The following is a 13,170-nucleotide window of genomic DNA, read 5'->3' on the forward strand; positions in this document are numbered from 1 at the left end:
TGAGGCCGCCTTCGCGAGCAGGCTCGCTCCTACAGTTGGGCTGGGTACACCAGTGAGAGATTCCGCCATCGCTGGCAGGCCAGCTCCCACAGGGATTGGGGGCAGGCAGTTGGGGATTGGTTGGCTGTGAGGGCGCTATCGCGGCAGGCTCGCTCCTACAGGTGGGTTGGGTACACCAGTGAGAGTTTGGTTGGCTGGAAGGTGGTCATCGCTGGCAAGCCAGGCTCCCACAGGGATTGGGGGCAGGCAGTTGGGAATTGGTTGGCTGTGAGGCCGCCTTCGCGAGCAGGCTCGCTCCTACAGTTGGATCGGGTACACCAGGAAGAGACTGGTCGGCTCACAGGCCGCCATCGCTGGCAGGCCAGCCCCCACAGTTTTGATCTATATGAACCACGCGGCGAATGCCGCCCCACTCAAAGGATGAGCGTTAGCTCGGCTGCAGCTCTTGATCTTGATCCACGGGCGACGTCGGAAGGCTGAGTGGAGGGATTCATCCGGGGGTGGGAGCGCAGCGACCGTTTGGCGCAGCCAAATGCATCGAGAGGAGGTGCAGCGAAGCAAACCGTAGGCGATGCGCCCGGATGGATCCCGGAGCGAAGGAACCCCGAGCCCCAGCGAGCGGGCCGCACGTTGGAGCAAAGCCTTTTGGGTTACCTTTTCGGCGTCTGGAAAAGGTGACCCGCCGTCAGGGCGGAACCCTAAGCAGCCGTTACCGCAGCAACGGATATGTACCCAGTCAAACCCACTAACTCAAAACAACGACGCCACCCGGCAACTCGGTGCATTTGACGCCATAGGCATCCCGAATCAGCAATGCAACGCCAGCAAGTTGGTCAAGGCTGAAACGCGCCTGCACCCGCCGCTGCCCAAGCGCACGATTAAGCAGCAGCAACATCCCCGGCCGATATCGGTTGATCTCATCAATCATCTGGCTCAGCGTAGCGCCATTGAATACCAACACCTGCTGCCGCCAGTTCATCACCGCCGCCGTGTCGACGCTCTGCACACTACCAACCTGCCGCATGTCATAGGTCACCTGCTGCCCCGGTTCAAGGCGCAAGCTTCGGCCTTCTACGTCGACTTCCACCGCGCCATCAAGGCAAGTCACACAGACTTGCTGATCAGTATTACGCAAGTTGAAACGCGCCTGACTGGCCCGCAACCACCCTCCCCCAGCCTGCATCGCCAAAGGCAGCCGTGCCGTCTGCACTTCGACTTCACCACTGACCAATTCAAAGCCCTGCACACCGTCAGACACTGCACGCTGATTGATCCGCGTCTGAGTGTTCAGCTCCAGGCTCACACCCTGCACCGGTTCGAAGCGCCGCTGCTGGCCGACTTCAGTAATGTAATCCGCGCCCAACCCTTCGAACCCACCGGGAATAGTCCCGCGCACCAGCAAAAACGCCGCCGACGCAGCAATCGCCCCACCGAGAAAGGCACGTCGGCCAAACCCGCGACGCGCCTGCAATCCTTCAGCAGCGGGCCGCAAGTTGTGCCACAAAACCTTGGCCTGCTCGAAAGCCTGCGCATGTTCGGCGCTCTGTGCGCACCACTCACGCAAGGCGCGGGCATCGGCCACAGTGGCGCGGCCGGAGGTCAGCAGGACCAGCCAGTCGCGGGCTTCGCTGTGCAGATTGTCGGCCGCCGATGGCTCGGCAGGTGTCAGTCGAAAGATGTTCAAACGCGCAGATTCTCAACGAATTGATCGGGCACTATTCAGAAGACGGTTTTCCGGCCCCGCGACCGAACCGCTGAAACACTTTTCTTTCCAGTTTCGCGGCGCAGAAGCCCAATGCGGCTTTGATTTCCTTCTCGACCATGCGCGTGGAAATGCCGAAACGCTGGGAAATCTCCAGGTGCGGCGCCTCCTCCAGACGCGCCGCAATGAAGATCTTGCGACGGCGTGCCGGTAGCTCGTACAAGGCGCTGAGCAACGATTGAACTTCCCTTTGCCCGCCGACCACCCGCGCCGGGTCCAGCGCTTCGTCACCGATTTGCAGCAGTTCCTCGACTTCCTCGCCAGTGAGCAGGCGCGCATCGGCCTGACGCCGGTCAGCGGCGATGTTCAGGGCCATGCGATAGAGGTAGGCGTTGGGCCGCAGGACGTTCGGCGGCGTTTCCATGCGGTCGACCCGCAGGTAGGTTTCGTGCAGCACGTCGTTGGCCAGATCTTCCGAACCGAGACGCCTGCGCAGGCGCACCCGAAAGTCCTCGTAGGACGTCAGGAACAGTTGGACCATCGAACCTTGTCCGGTGTCTTTCATCCCCCGGAAACTCCTTCCCATTTGGTGCATTCCATGCGTTTTCCTGACGACTCCGGTAACAACAGCAACGTGACCGGCTGACGCAAGGCACTGGGCGTCGGCCGGTCGATTCTGAGCGTGCGAAAGCTTTCCACCAGCGCGTTGTCGCGCCGTACATCACCGGTCGATGTGACCAACCGGTTGTGTTGCACCAAGCCGTCACGACCGACCCACACTTGCAGTACCGCGCGATAACTACCGGGCCGGGTCAGCGGCGAGCGACACAGGTTGCGTTCGATCGCCGCTTGCACTGCCGTGGCGTAGCTGCGGTTGACGGCGACGCTTTCGGGCGTCTGTTTTTGCGGCGGCGCTGGTACGTCTTCGACCTGCGCCACTTGCAACGTGAACGCGTCGTCACGGGCATAACGCGCCATCAAACCACTGCCACCCAACAATCGACGCAAGGCATCGGCGGCGGTGTATTCACCGTCCACCGCCAACGAGCGACGACCGCGACTCAACTGGCTGTCGACCAGCACCGCAACGCCAGTGGCGTGGCTGTACTGATCCAGCGCGTGTGCCAAGTCCTGCGCCGGAATATGCAGCGTCATGCGCAGATCCGCCGGCACTGCGTCGGCCATGGCGTGGCTCGCCGCACAGCCAAGCAGCCACCCCAGACACATCCGGCGCACAAGCCTCGTTGAACGCTGAAAACCGTCCTTGGAACTGCCTCGCTGCACGGCTGACGAATCCTTGGAAATCGTCATCCTGAGGGCTGTTTATGAATCTGGTGTGACGGGCGGTGCAAAAAAACCATCACGGGAATTGCGCAAGGCTTGCACTAGACTCAAGCCATAGAACGGCCCCTCCGGGCCGGCCAGGAGGCGAGCATGAAAACATTGTGGCGATTCACCTTTGGCGGGCTGTTGCTGATGGCGCTGTCGAGCGCTTATGCAGAAGAACCATTGGGCTGCGTGGAAGTGACAGTCGGCGGTTACAAGGCGCCGAATTACGATTGTTTGAGCCAGCAGATGGGCAACAACCCGGAAGGCGCAGCGGCGGCGGAGAAGAATCAGGAGGCGTTGAATGTGCCGGTGAATAAGCGGCCGCCGAATCAGGTGGGACTGGCGACACCGGCCGCGACCAGTACGCGGATGGGCAATACGTTTGGCACCTCAGTGAAACCGCAACGCCCACCAGCCAACACGGGAACCTCGCCACTCATCAATAAATGACTCACCTCTGTATGGAGGAAACTCACTCACCTGCAGAAACGAAACTCACACCCTGTGGCGAGGGGATTTATCCCCGATGGGTTGCGAAGCAACCCCAAAACCTTACGACTCGGTACATCAGGCACACCATGGGCACCGGGTTTACGACTGCTGCGCAGCCGATCGGGGATAAATCCCCTCGCCACAAGGAATAGCTCAATACCCCAAAACAGGGTATGCGTTGTTCAGTCGCTTGGGGTTTGGCGGAAGCTGACGGCCAGGCGGTTCCAGCTGTTGATGGTGGTCACGGCCATGGTCAGGTCGACCAGCTCCCCTTCGCTGAATTGCTCGCGCGCCTGCTGATACACCTCATCGGGCACGCGGCTTTCCGCTAACAACGTCACCGCCTCCGCCCAAGCCAACGCCGCACGCTCGCGAGGGTTGAAGAAGTTGCTGTCACGCCACACCGCAATCGCATATAGGCGTCGATCACTCTCCCCGGCCCGCCGCGCGTCCACCGAATGCATGTCGGTGCAAAACGCGCAGCCATTGAGCTGCGAGGCGCGGACGCGGATCAATTGCAGCAGCGGCTGCTCGATACTGAGGTTGCTGGTCAGCGCCTCCATGGCGATCATCGCTTTCATCGCTTTGGGCGAAGCGTTGTAGTAATCCAGACGCGGGGACATGGGCTAGTCTCGGTAGACGGAATAATGACTTCACCGTAAACGCCGACAGCGGCGCATCACAGCCCCAATTCCACGGAAAACCGCCACACCATTAATCAATGCCCTACACAGATCCCCTGTGGGAGCGAGCCTGCTCGCGAAGGCGTCAGGTCAGTCAACCCATTTTTGAATGACACACCGCATTCGCGAGCAGGCTCGCTCCCACAGGGGTTAGTGACCAATTTGGAGTTTTTCGGGTTGGCAACTATTGCCAATCCCGCAACAGCGGTAATCTGGCGGGCACGCCAAATAGCCTCGGGAGCCTTATCGGTATGGAACTTCATGTCGTGATCAACGGCCGCAAGGACCTCGCCGGTCAGTTGTACCAGCAACTGCGCGGCGCCATTGAATCCGGGCGCCTGGCCGCTGGCACGCAATTGCCGCCGAGCCGCTTGCTCGCCGAGCAACTGGGGATCTCGCGCAAGACCATTTCCGATACCTACGCACAACTGACCTACGAAAATTTCCTCACCGGGGTGATCGGTAAAGGCACCTACGTCAATGCGCGCCCGGCGCAGGTCCAGCGCAAGCAAAGCCACACCGAACTGGCCAGCGCCGAGGTGATCGAGAGTTGGCGCAACCTGCCGGTGTTTCTGCGCCATCCGTCGCTGGAAGGCTCATTGCGTTACGACTTTATCGGCGGCGCCACCAGCAAGGGTCAGTTCCCTCATGATGACTGGCGACGCTGCGTCTCCCATGCAATGCGCCAGATGGCGGCCTCCAAAGGCTTTTACAGCGTGCCCGAAGGTTTGCCGGCGCTGCGCAATGCGATTGCCCGGCACATCGCGTTTTCTCGTGGGGTGAACTGTCAGGACGAGGACATCGTCGTGTGCAACGGCGCGCAACAGGCGCTGGACTTGATCACCCGTGTGTTGATCCGCCCCGGCAGTCTGGTGGCCATGGAAGACCCGGGCTACCCGCCGGCGCGCTTGCTGTTCGGCACGCATGGCGCCGAGGTGGTGGGGATCCCGGTAGATGCCGAGGGCATTCAGGTCGAACACATTCCCGATGGCACGCGGATGATTTACGTCACGCCTTCGCACCAGTTTCCGCTGGGCATGCCGATGAGTCAGGCGCGCCGTGAAGCCTTGCTGGCCCGCGCCCATGAACTGGGCGCGATCATCATTGAGGACGACTACGATAGTGAGTTTCGCTATGAAGGCCGGCCCACCGATTCGCTGTTCAACCTTGATCAGCGCGGCATCGTTGCTTACGTCGGCACCTTCTCGAAGACGCTGCTGCCGGAGTTGCGCCTGGGCTATGCGATTCTGCCGCCGGCGATTCTCGAAGCGGTGATCCGCGCCAGGCAGCTCACCGATCTGCACGCCTCGACGCTGCCGCAATGGGCCTTGGCCAAGTTCATCGCCGAGGGCTGTCTGCTCAAACACATTCGCCGCTGCCACACCATTTATGCCCAACGCCGCGAGCGCATTCTGGCGCGCATGGCCAGTGACCTTTCACCGTGGCTGGACGCTGTGCCCGCCAGCGCCGGGTTCCACATGGCGGTGTTCTGCAAGGTGCCGATCGACTTGCCGTTGGTGATCGAACTGGCGAAGAAGGTTGAAGTCGGCCTGTACTCGATCAACGGTTTCTATCACCAGCAACCGCCGAAAAACGGCTTGTACTTCGGTTTCGGCGCCATCGAGACCCTCGACATCGATATCGCGCTGGATCGCCTGCGCGACATTCTGCAACAAGTTGCCTGAATGATTGGTCTGGGCGATTAACCGCCGATTGGTTATTGGTGATCCGGGGGTGCAGGCCTATTCTGCACAGGCGTTATCCCTCAATGAGCAGGATTCGTCCGGCCTGATTCAGGAGTGTGAGCAATGTCCAACGAAGTGATCAACACCGTACAGGTGCAAGCGGCTGCCGGCCGCTCGGAAGAGCTGGGCAAGCAGTTGCAGAAGATCGTCGAAACCTTGCGCGAAACCCCGGGCTGCGACTCCTACCTCGTCGACCGCTGCCCTGACGACAGCCACCGCTGGACAGTCAGCGCGCGCTGGCAGTCGGAAGCGGCGATGCAGGCGCATTTCAACCGGCCCGAGGCGCAGGGCTTTATTGACCTGATTGATAGCCGCCTGGCCAACAGCGTCGACTTCAACAGTTTCCCCATCGTCTGATCTGACGCCATCGCTGGCAAGCCAGCTCCCACAGGGTTCAGCGTCGTTCGATAATTAAATGAACGACACAAAACCTGTGGGAGCTGGCTTGCCAGCGATGGCTTATTTGGAAGCGCTGAAAACCCATGGATTGGTCACCTGATCTTCCCGAATATTGGCCGTTTGAATGCCCCGTCCTGCGGACTACTGTGACTGCACCCCCAACCCTCACAGGTAACCCGCCATGAAACGCCTGCCCTTGCTCGCCTCTGCCCTCGCCTTGAGCCTTTGCGCCTCGGCCGCTTTCGCCCACGACCCGTCCGAAAAAGTCACCGTACTGCAAGACCAGATGCTGAAAAACGCCCCCGGCAAAAAAGCCATGATGATCGAAGTCGACTACAAACCCGGCCAGTCCTCCATCGCCCACAAGCACGATGGCACCGCCATGGCCTATGTGCTCGAAGGCGAGGTGATTTCCCAGGTCAAAGGTGAACAGGCAATCACCTACAAGAAAGGCCAGTTCTGGTACGAGCCCGCCGGGTCCGAACATCTGGTGTCGAAGAATGCCAGCAAAACCAAACCCGCCAAGTTGCTGGTGTTCATGGTGCTGTCCCCGGATGAACAGGTACTGATCCCGCTGAAAAACTGATGGATGTTTAATCAGCCATAAATAAAAAGGCGCAAATCGTTGATTTGGGCCTTTTTATTTCCCCACGCAATTAACCGCTTCGGGTTACAGCAAATAAAACTATTCAACAGCAAACCAGACAGCAAATTGTCAGGTTGCTTACAGCGTGGCGGGTTTAGTCTGAATTAACGGTCGTCGCCGACGACAACTGAAACTTTCCGACTGATGTTGTTTCACGGGAGAAACACCATGAAACTTGCGTTTGCCAGCACTTTGGCGATATCGGTTCTAGCACTTTCCGCCTGCTCGGTGCCTACTGCGCCGAAAGCAGTTTCGTCCCTCGACACGCTGTTCACTCAACCGGTCGGCCGTAGCAGTTCCGCCCAGGTGAAAAGCGGTCCCGGCGTGTCTCTAGGCGTGGTCTACAGCCCGAGCACCCAGACCAACCGTGAATACCTGCGCGACTATCAGGCCAACGCCGGCACCGGCTTCGGCCAGAGCCTGTTGGTGCAGCCGATCCATGACGCCTACATTGCCACGTCAAAACCAGACATGGCGGTGGACTGGGTCAACGCTTCCCTGCAACGTCAGTTCGGTTCAGTGAAGGTCTACCCAGACATGCAAAGCCTGCGTGCAGCCAGACCGGATGTGGTGGCGATCGTCGACACCCACAGCCAGTTGATCACCTCGCGCAGTTCCGATATCAAGGCTGATGTGAGTGCCGATTTTTATGATGCGCGGTTGAACTATATCGGTACGGCGAAAGGCTCGGACGCGAAAGAACTGACGCCGGTGTGGGCGGACTTCAAACGTTCGAAAGAGATTGTGGCTGATATAAATCAACAGCAGGATGTGCAAGTTCGGGCGTTGCAGAAGTTTGACCAGTCGCTCAGCAATTTATTGACCAGACCGACAGATAAAGTGTCGATGCTTGATAATAAACAAGCCCCTAAGTTGTATTGAATGTAAGGGCCTCATCGCTGGCAAGCCAGCTCCCACAAGGACCGAGTGCAACACAACACCTGTGGGAGCTGGCTTGCCAGCGATGGGGCCAGAACGGGCAACACAAAACCCTCAGACAGAAAAAAGCCCCGGCATCTCACGATTCCGGGGCTTTTTCATTCAGCGCTTACTTAAGCCAGCTCAAGCCCGGCATTGGCAGTGACAGGTGCCACCACCGCTTGCCCGCTCAACGCCAGGTCCAGCAGTTCACGGTTGGCCACCGCATACATGGCGTAGTCCGTGCCGCTCGCCGCACGGATTTCCACCAGCATGGCGCGCCAGCGCGAGATCATGCTTTCGTGCTGCGCCATCCACAGCGCCAGGCGTTCTTCGACGTCCTGAGTGCCGTCGCCCTGTTGCAGGACGGAGATGGTGATCGCACGTTGCTGCCAGTCGACGTCGTCGCGGAACGCTTCACGAGCCAGGGCTTGCCAATTGTTTTCAACCGGCAGAGCGCTGATCTGTTGCAGGTACCAGGTGATGTCCAGTGCACTGCCCACGGCGAAGTAAGCCTTGGCCACTTCGGCAGGGTTCTGCCCGGTTACATCCGACGCTTCGATGATCGGCAGCAGGGTGTACAGGTGCGAGGTGCCCGCAACCATACGCGCCAGCAGTTCCGGTACACCGGCTTCGACGTACGCCTGATAACGCGCCTGCCAGTTTTCACGGATTTCGCCGCTCAGCAGTTCGTCGAGCTTCAGACCCAGCTCTTTCAGGTGTGGACCGAAGTGCGCCGTGTCACGGGCAGCGTTCTGCTCGTTACGACGGGCACGCAGGAACCAGCGCGTGGCGCGACGGCCCAGACGCATCAGCTCGTCCATCAGCTCCAGTTGCACGTCAGCGCTGACCTGGTAGTCCAGCGCTTCGATCTGACGGAACCAGTGCGGGAGGTGGAAGATGTCGCGCACGATCACATAAGCGCCCGCCACATTCGCCGGGCTCATGCCGGTCGACTCTTTGAGTCGTTGAACGAAGGTGATGCCCATGTGGTTGACCAGGTCGTTGGCGATCTGGGTGCTGACGATCTCGCGCTTCAGACGGTGACGACGCATGGCTTCGGAGAACTTGCTGACCAGAGTCGGCGGGAACGCCGTTTCCATGTCACGGGTCAGGTAATCGTCGTCCGGCACCAGGGAGCCCAACAGCTGCTCCTTGAGGTCGATCTTGCTGTAGGAGATCAGCACCGACAGCTCAGGACGGGTCAGGCCGTGGCCTGCCGCAACGCGCTCGTTGATCTGCTCTTCGGTCGGCAGGAACTCGATGGCACGGTCCAGCTTGCCACGGCCTTCCAGATCGCCCATCAAACGCTTGTACTCAGCGATGCGCGCATAAGCACGACGCGCCGCCAGGGACAGGGCCTGAGTCTGCTTGTAGTTGTTGCCCAGCACCAGATTGCCGACTTCGTCGGTCATGCTCGCCAGCAACTGGTTGCGTTGCTTGTCGGTCATGTCACCGGCCTGAACCACTGCGTTCAGCAGGATCTTGATGTTCACTTCGTGGTCGGAGCAGTCCACGCCACCGGCGTTGTCGATGAAGTCGGTGTTGGAACCGCCGCCATTCAGACCGAATTCAACACGACCCAGTTGGGTCATGCCGAGGTTACCGCCCTCGCCCACGACTTTGCAGCGCAGTTCGTTGCCGTTCACGCGCAGTGCATCGTTGGCCTTGTCGCCGACGTCTGCATGGCTTTCAGTGCTGGCCTTGACGTAAGTGCCGATACCGCCGTTCCACAGCAGATCCACCGGCGCCTTGAGCAAGGCATTCAGCAGTTCGGTCGGGGTCAGCTTGTCAGCCTTGATGTCGAAGCGTTCCTGCATCTGCGGGGAGATCGCGATGCTCTTCGCGCTACGCGAGAAGATACCGCCACCTTCGGACATGATGCTGGTGTCGTAGTCGGTCCAGGCCGAACGCGGCAGGTCGAACATGCGCTGACGCTCGACGAAGCTGGTGGCCGGGTTCGGGTTCGGATCGATGAAGATGTGCAGGTGGTTGAAGGCCGCGACCAGTTGCAGCTTGTCGGACATCAACAGGCCGTTACCGAACACGTCACCGGCCATGTCGCCGACGCCCACGACAGTGATGCTGTCTTCCTGAACATTGATGCCGCGCTCGCGGAAGTGACGTTGTACGCCGACCCACGCGCCTTTGGCGGTAATGCCCATTTTCTTGTGGTCGTAACCAGCCGAACCACCGGACGCAAACGCGTCACCCAGCCAGAAGCCGTAGTCGATGGCGATGCCGTTGGCGATGTCGGAGAAGGTTGCAGTGCCCTTGTCCGCTGCCACGACCAGGTACGGGTCATCGTCGTCATGACGCACGACGTTGGCCGGCGGCACCAGTGCGCCGTCTTTCAGGTTGTCGGTGATGTCCAGCAGACCCGAAATGAAGATGCGGTAGCAGGCGATGCCCTCGGCCGCGATCTCGTCACGGCTGCCGCCCAGTGGCAGGCGACGCGGCAGGAAGCCGCCCTTCGCACCCACCGGCACGATGACCGAGTTCTTCACTTGCTGGGCTTTTACCAGACCGAGGACTTCGGTGCGGAAGTCTTCTTCACGATCGGACCAGCGCAGACCGCCGCGAGCGACGTTACCGAAGCGCAGGTGCACGCCTTCAACGCGTGGCGAGTAGACGAAGATTTCGAACTTCGGTACTGGCTTCGGCAGTTCAGGAATCGCGTGCGGGTTGAACTTGAAGCTGAAGTACGACTTGTTCTGGCCGTTGGCGTCAGTCTGATAGAAGTTGGTGCGCAGAGTGGCTTTGATCAGGTCGAGGTAACGACGCAGGATGCGGTCTTCGTTGAGCACCTGGACGTCGTCCAGTGCGGTCAGAATCGCTTGTTCCAGACGCAGTTGCTTGTCTTCCAGATCGTCTTCGCTGAGCTTGCGCGCCAGGTAGAAACGAGTCTTGAACAACCGGGTCAGCTCACGAGCGATGTCGGTGTGGTTGTTCAGGGTGCTGGCGATGTAACCCAGATCGAAGCCCAGACGAATCTGCTTCAGATAACGGGCGTAAGCGCGCAGCAGCGCCACGTCACGCCAAGGCAGGCCGGCGGTCAGCACCAGACGGTTGAACGCATCGTTTTCGGCGTCGCCGCGAACGATGTGGACAAAGGCGTCCTGCAGGGTGTCGTTGAGTTGCTGGATGTCGAGGTCCAGGCCTTCAGCGGCAGTGAACGCGAAGTCGTGAATCCAGAACTCGCGGCCATTGGTGTGACGCAGACGGTACGGGAACTCCCCCAATACGCGCAGGCCGAGGTTTTCCAGAATCGGCAGAACGTCGGACAGTGCCAGCGGGGTGTCGGCGTGGTACAGCTTGCAATGCAGCTCGCGCTGGCCGGAGACCTGGCCCAGCGGCTGATAGAAGCTCATCACCAGCGGATTTTTTTCGTTGAGGCTCAGCAGGTGCTGCATGTCGACCACGGCCGAATGCGCGGCAAAACGCTCGCGGTAGCCAGCCGGGAAGCCTTTCGGGAAGTCAGCCAGCACGTTGGTGCCGTGGGCTTCGCCGAAGCTTTCGACGGTCAGTGCGGCGTAGTCGTCCTGCCAGCTGCGGCACGCTTGTACGACTTCTTTTTCCAGCAGTACCGGGTCGATGTCGAGACGGTTTTTCGGGTCGACACGCAGGATCAACTGCACGCGCGCCAGTACCGACTCGGAGAAGAACGTCCAGAATTCGCAGTCGGAAGCCTTCAGGCGCTCCATCAATACTTGCTGGATCTTCTGGCGAACTTCGGTGGAGTAGATGTCGCGTGGCACGTAGGCCAGGCAGTAGCAGAAGCGACCGTACGGGTCTTTGCGCAGGAACACGCGGATCTTGTTGCGTTCCTGGATCTGCACGATCGACATCACGGTGGTGAACAGTTCGTCGACCGGCGTCTGGAACAGGTCATCACGCGGCAGTACTTCCAGCACCTGCGCCAGTTCCTTGCCCAAGTGAGCCTTGGACTGGAAGCCGGAGCGGGTTTCGATTTCTTCGACCTTGCGGCGGATGAACGGGATGACCCGCACGCTCTCGCCATACACCGAGGAGGTGTACAGGCCCATGAAGCGGTGTTCCTTGATGACGTTGCCGTCGGCATCGATTTCACGGATCGACACGTAGTCCGGGTAAGCCGGACGGTGTACACGGCTCGGGTGCGCGGCCTTGGCGAACGACAGCAGGGTCGGTTCGCGCAGGTAGTTCACCGCGTAGTCTTCGATGCGCAGGTCATCGTAGGTCAGGCCGGTGCGCAGCAGCTTGGTCAGGCCGAGGAAGGAGTTCTGGTCGTACTCGATATGGCCGCCATCGGCCTGATCGGTGACCACGAATTCTTCGTAGCCGAGGAAGGTGAAGTGGTTGCCCACCAGCCATTCCAGGAAGCTTTTGATTTCGTTCTTTTCGTCGGCATCGACGGCGAAGGCGCTGTTGTCGAGCTTGGTGAGAATTTCCTGCACCTTGGCTTTCATCGGCTCGAAATCGGCGACCGCGACGCGGACTTCACCGAGAACCTGTTCCAGCTCTTTGCTCAGCACATTCAGTTCGGCCGCGTTGGCGCAACGGTCGATTTCCAGGTACATCAGCGATTCATGCAGAACGCCTTCACCGGTGCTGCCCTTCGGCAGGATTTCCAGCAACTCGCCCTTGCTGCCACGACGCACGCTGAGCACGGTGGTTTGCAGGGTGTGGATGCTGTAGCCGCGGCGGTTCAGCTCGGTGCGGACCGAGTCGACCAGGAATGGCAGGTCGTGGTGCAGGACTTCGACCGCGGTGTGGGTCGACTGCCAGCCATGACGCTCGTAATCAGGGTTGTAGACGCGCACTTGCGGTTGCGCGTGATCGAAGCGCTCAAGCAGGCGCCACGCGGAAAGAGTACAGCCAGCGAGGTCGGAGAGGCGACGTTGAGTCAGCTCGTCCAGGGAAATGATGCCGAAGAATTGTTCAGCGAACAGCGCCACTTGTGGCAGTGCCTGTTCACTGATGTGCTGCGCCAGTGCCGCTTGCAGTTGGTGCTGGAAGTCGGCTTTGCTGGCTGCGGTGAAGAACGCCATCTGTGGTACTCCGCTTAAGCTTGTTATTGATGGAAAGCGTCGCGTGCAACACCCCTTTCGGGGTTCAAGTCACCCTGCTCCTGATTCTCGGGCAGAGGAAACAGGGGGACAGGTGGGTGAAGCTGGACGGGACACTCAGGTCACATTCACCTTCCATAGAATGAGCATCTGCAAAACCGACTGCCAGGGCTGCCGACAATGCCTTTACGGGTGCTCATCCGTTGCG

Annotated in this window: 10 protein-coding genes; 5 read left to right on the plus strand and 5 right to left on the minus strand. The window is 59.9% G+C overall.

Annotated elements, in window-relative coordinates; all coding sequences use genetic code 11:
• Positions 1-745: 745 nt before the first annotated feature.
• The 3 genes from ACIOWE_RS07670 to ACIOWE_RS07680 are packed head-to-tail and all read right to left on the minus strand — an operon-like array spanning position 746 to position 2,929.
• Positions 746-1,684 carry a FecR family protein gene (locus tag ACIOWE_RS07670; RefSeq protein WP_401389376.1) on the minus strand — a complete coding sequence of 313 codons (939 nt, stop codon included), beginning with the start codon at positions 1,682-1,684 and terminating at the stop codon, positions 746-748.
• Between the two features lie 31 nt (positions 1,685-1,715).
• Positions 1,716-2,267 (minus strand): RNA polymerase sigma factor, encoded by a 552-nt coding sequence (locus ACIOWE_RS07675; protein WP_201203071.1) that lies wholly within the window; start codon positions 2,265-2,267, stop codon positions 1,716-1,718.
• On the minus strand, positions 2,264-2,929 hold the full coding sequence (locus tag ACIOWE_RS07680; protein ID WP_401389440.1) for a secretin and TonB N-terminal domain-containing protein: 666 nt from the start codon (positions 2,927-2,929) through the stop codon (positions 2,264-2,266). The genes ACIOWE_RS07675 and ACIOWE_RS07680 overlap by 4 nt, the downstream gene beginning before the upstream one ends.
• A 207-nt stretch (positions 2,930-3,136) precedes the next feature.
• Between ACIOWE_RS07680 and ACIOWE_RS07685 the strand changes: the two genes are divergently transcribed.
• Positions 3,137-3,481, plus strand: coding sequence for a hypothetical protein (locus ACIOWE_RS07685; RefSeq protein WP_401389379.1), 345 nt, complete (start codon positions 3,137-3,139; stop codon positions 3,479-3,481).
• Positions 3,482-3,705: 224 nt separating this feature from the next.
• Here the strand turns inward: ACIOWE_RS07685 and ACIOWE_RS07690 are convergent, their stop codons facing one another.
• Positions 3,706-4,146 carry a carboxymuconolactone decarboxylase family protein gene (locus ACIOWE_RS07690; protein ID WP_401389382.1) on the minus strand — a complete coding sequence of 147 codons (441 nt, stop codon included), beginning with the start codon at positions 4,144-4,146 and terminating at the stop codon, positions 3,706-3,708.
• 311 nt (positions 4,147-4,457) lie between these two features.
• On the opposite strand from ACIOWE_RS07690, the gene ACIOWE_RS07695 reads away from it, so the two are divergent.
• From ACIOWE_RS07695 to ACIOWE_RS07710, 4 genes are all read left to right on the plus strand, one after another.
• Positions 4,458-5,891, plus strand: coding sequence for a PLP-dependent aminotransferase family protein (locus ACIOWE_RS07695; protein ID WP_401389384.1), 1,434 nt, complete (start codon positions 4,458-4,460; stop codon positions 5,889-5,891).
• A gap of 123 nt (positions 5,892-6,014) precedes the next feature.
• Positions 6,015-6,308, plus strand: a complete 294-nt coding sequence (locus ACIOWE_RS07700) for a putative quinol monooxygenase (protein WP_401389387.1) — start codon at positions 6,015-6,017, stop codon at positions 6,306-6,308.
• Positions 6,309-6,531: 223 nt separating this feature from the next.
• Positions 6,532-6,936: a cupin domain-containing protein gene (locus tag ACIOWE_RS07705; protein WP_201238521.1), complete on the plus strand. Its 405-nt coding sequence runs from the start codon at positions 6,532-6,534 to the stop codon at positions 6,934-6,936.
• A 228-nt stretch (positions 6,937-7,164) separates the two neighbouring features.
• The gene (locus tag ACIOWE_RS07710; RefSeq protein ID WP_401389390.1) at positions 7,165-7,878 is read left to right on the plus strand and encodes an ATPase; all 714 of its coding nucleotides are present in this window, start codon (positions 7,165-7,167) and stop codon (positions 7,876-7,878) included.
• 170 nt (positions 7,879-8,048) lie between these two features.
• Here the strand turns inward: ACIOWE_RS07710 and ACIOWE_RS07715 are convergent, their stop codons facing one another.
• Positions 8,049-12,944, minus strand: a complete 4,896-nt coding sequence (locus ACIOWE_RS07715) for an NAD-glutamate dehydrogenase (RefSeq protein WP_401389393.1) — start codon at positions 12,942-12,944, stop codon at positions 8,049-8,051.
• Between the last annotated feature and the right edge of the window lie 226 nt (positions 12,945-13,170).

It is taken from the genome of Pseudomonas sp. NPDC087598, assembly GCF_044743525.1.
GTDB lineage: Bacteria > Pseudomonadota > Gammaproteobacteria > Pseudomonadales > Pseudomonadaceae > Aquipseudomonas.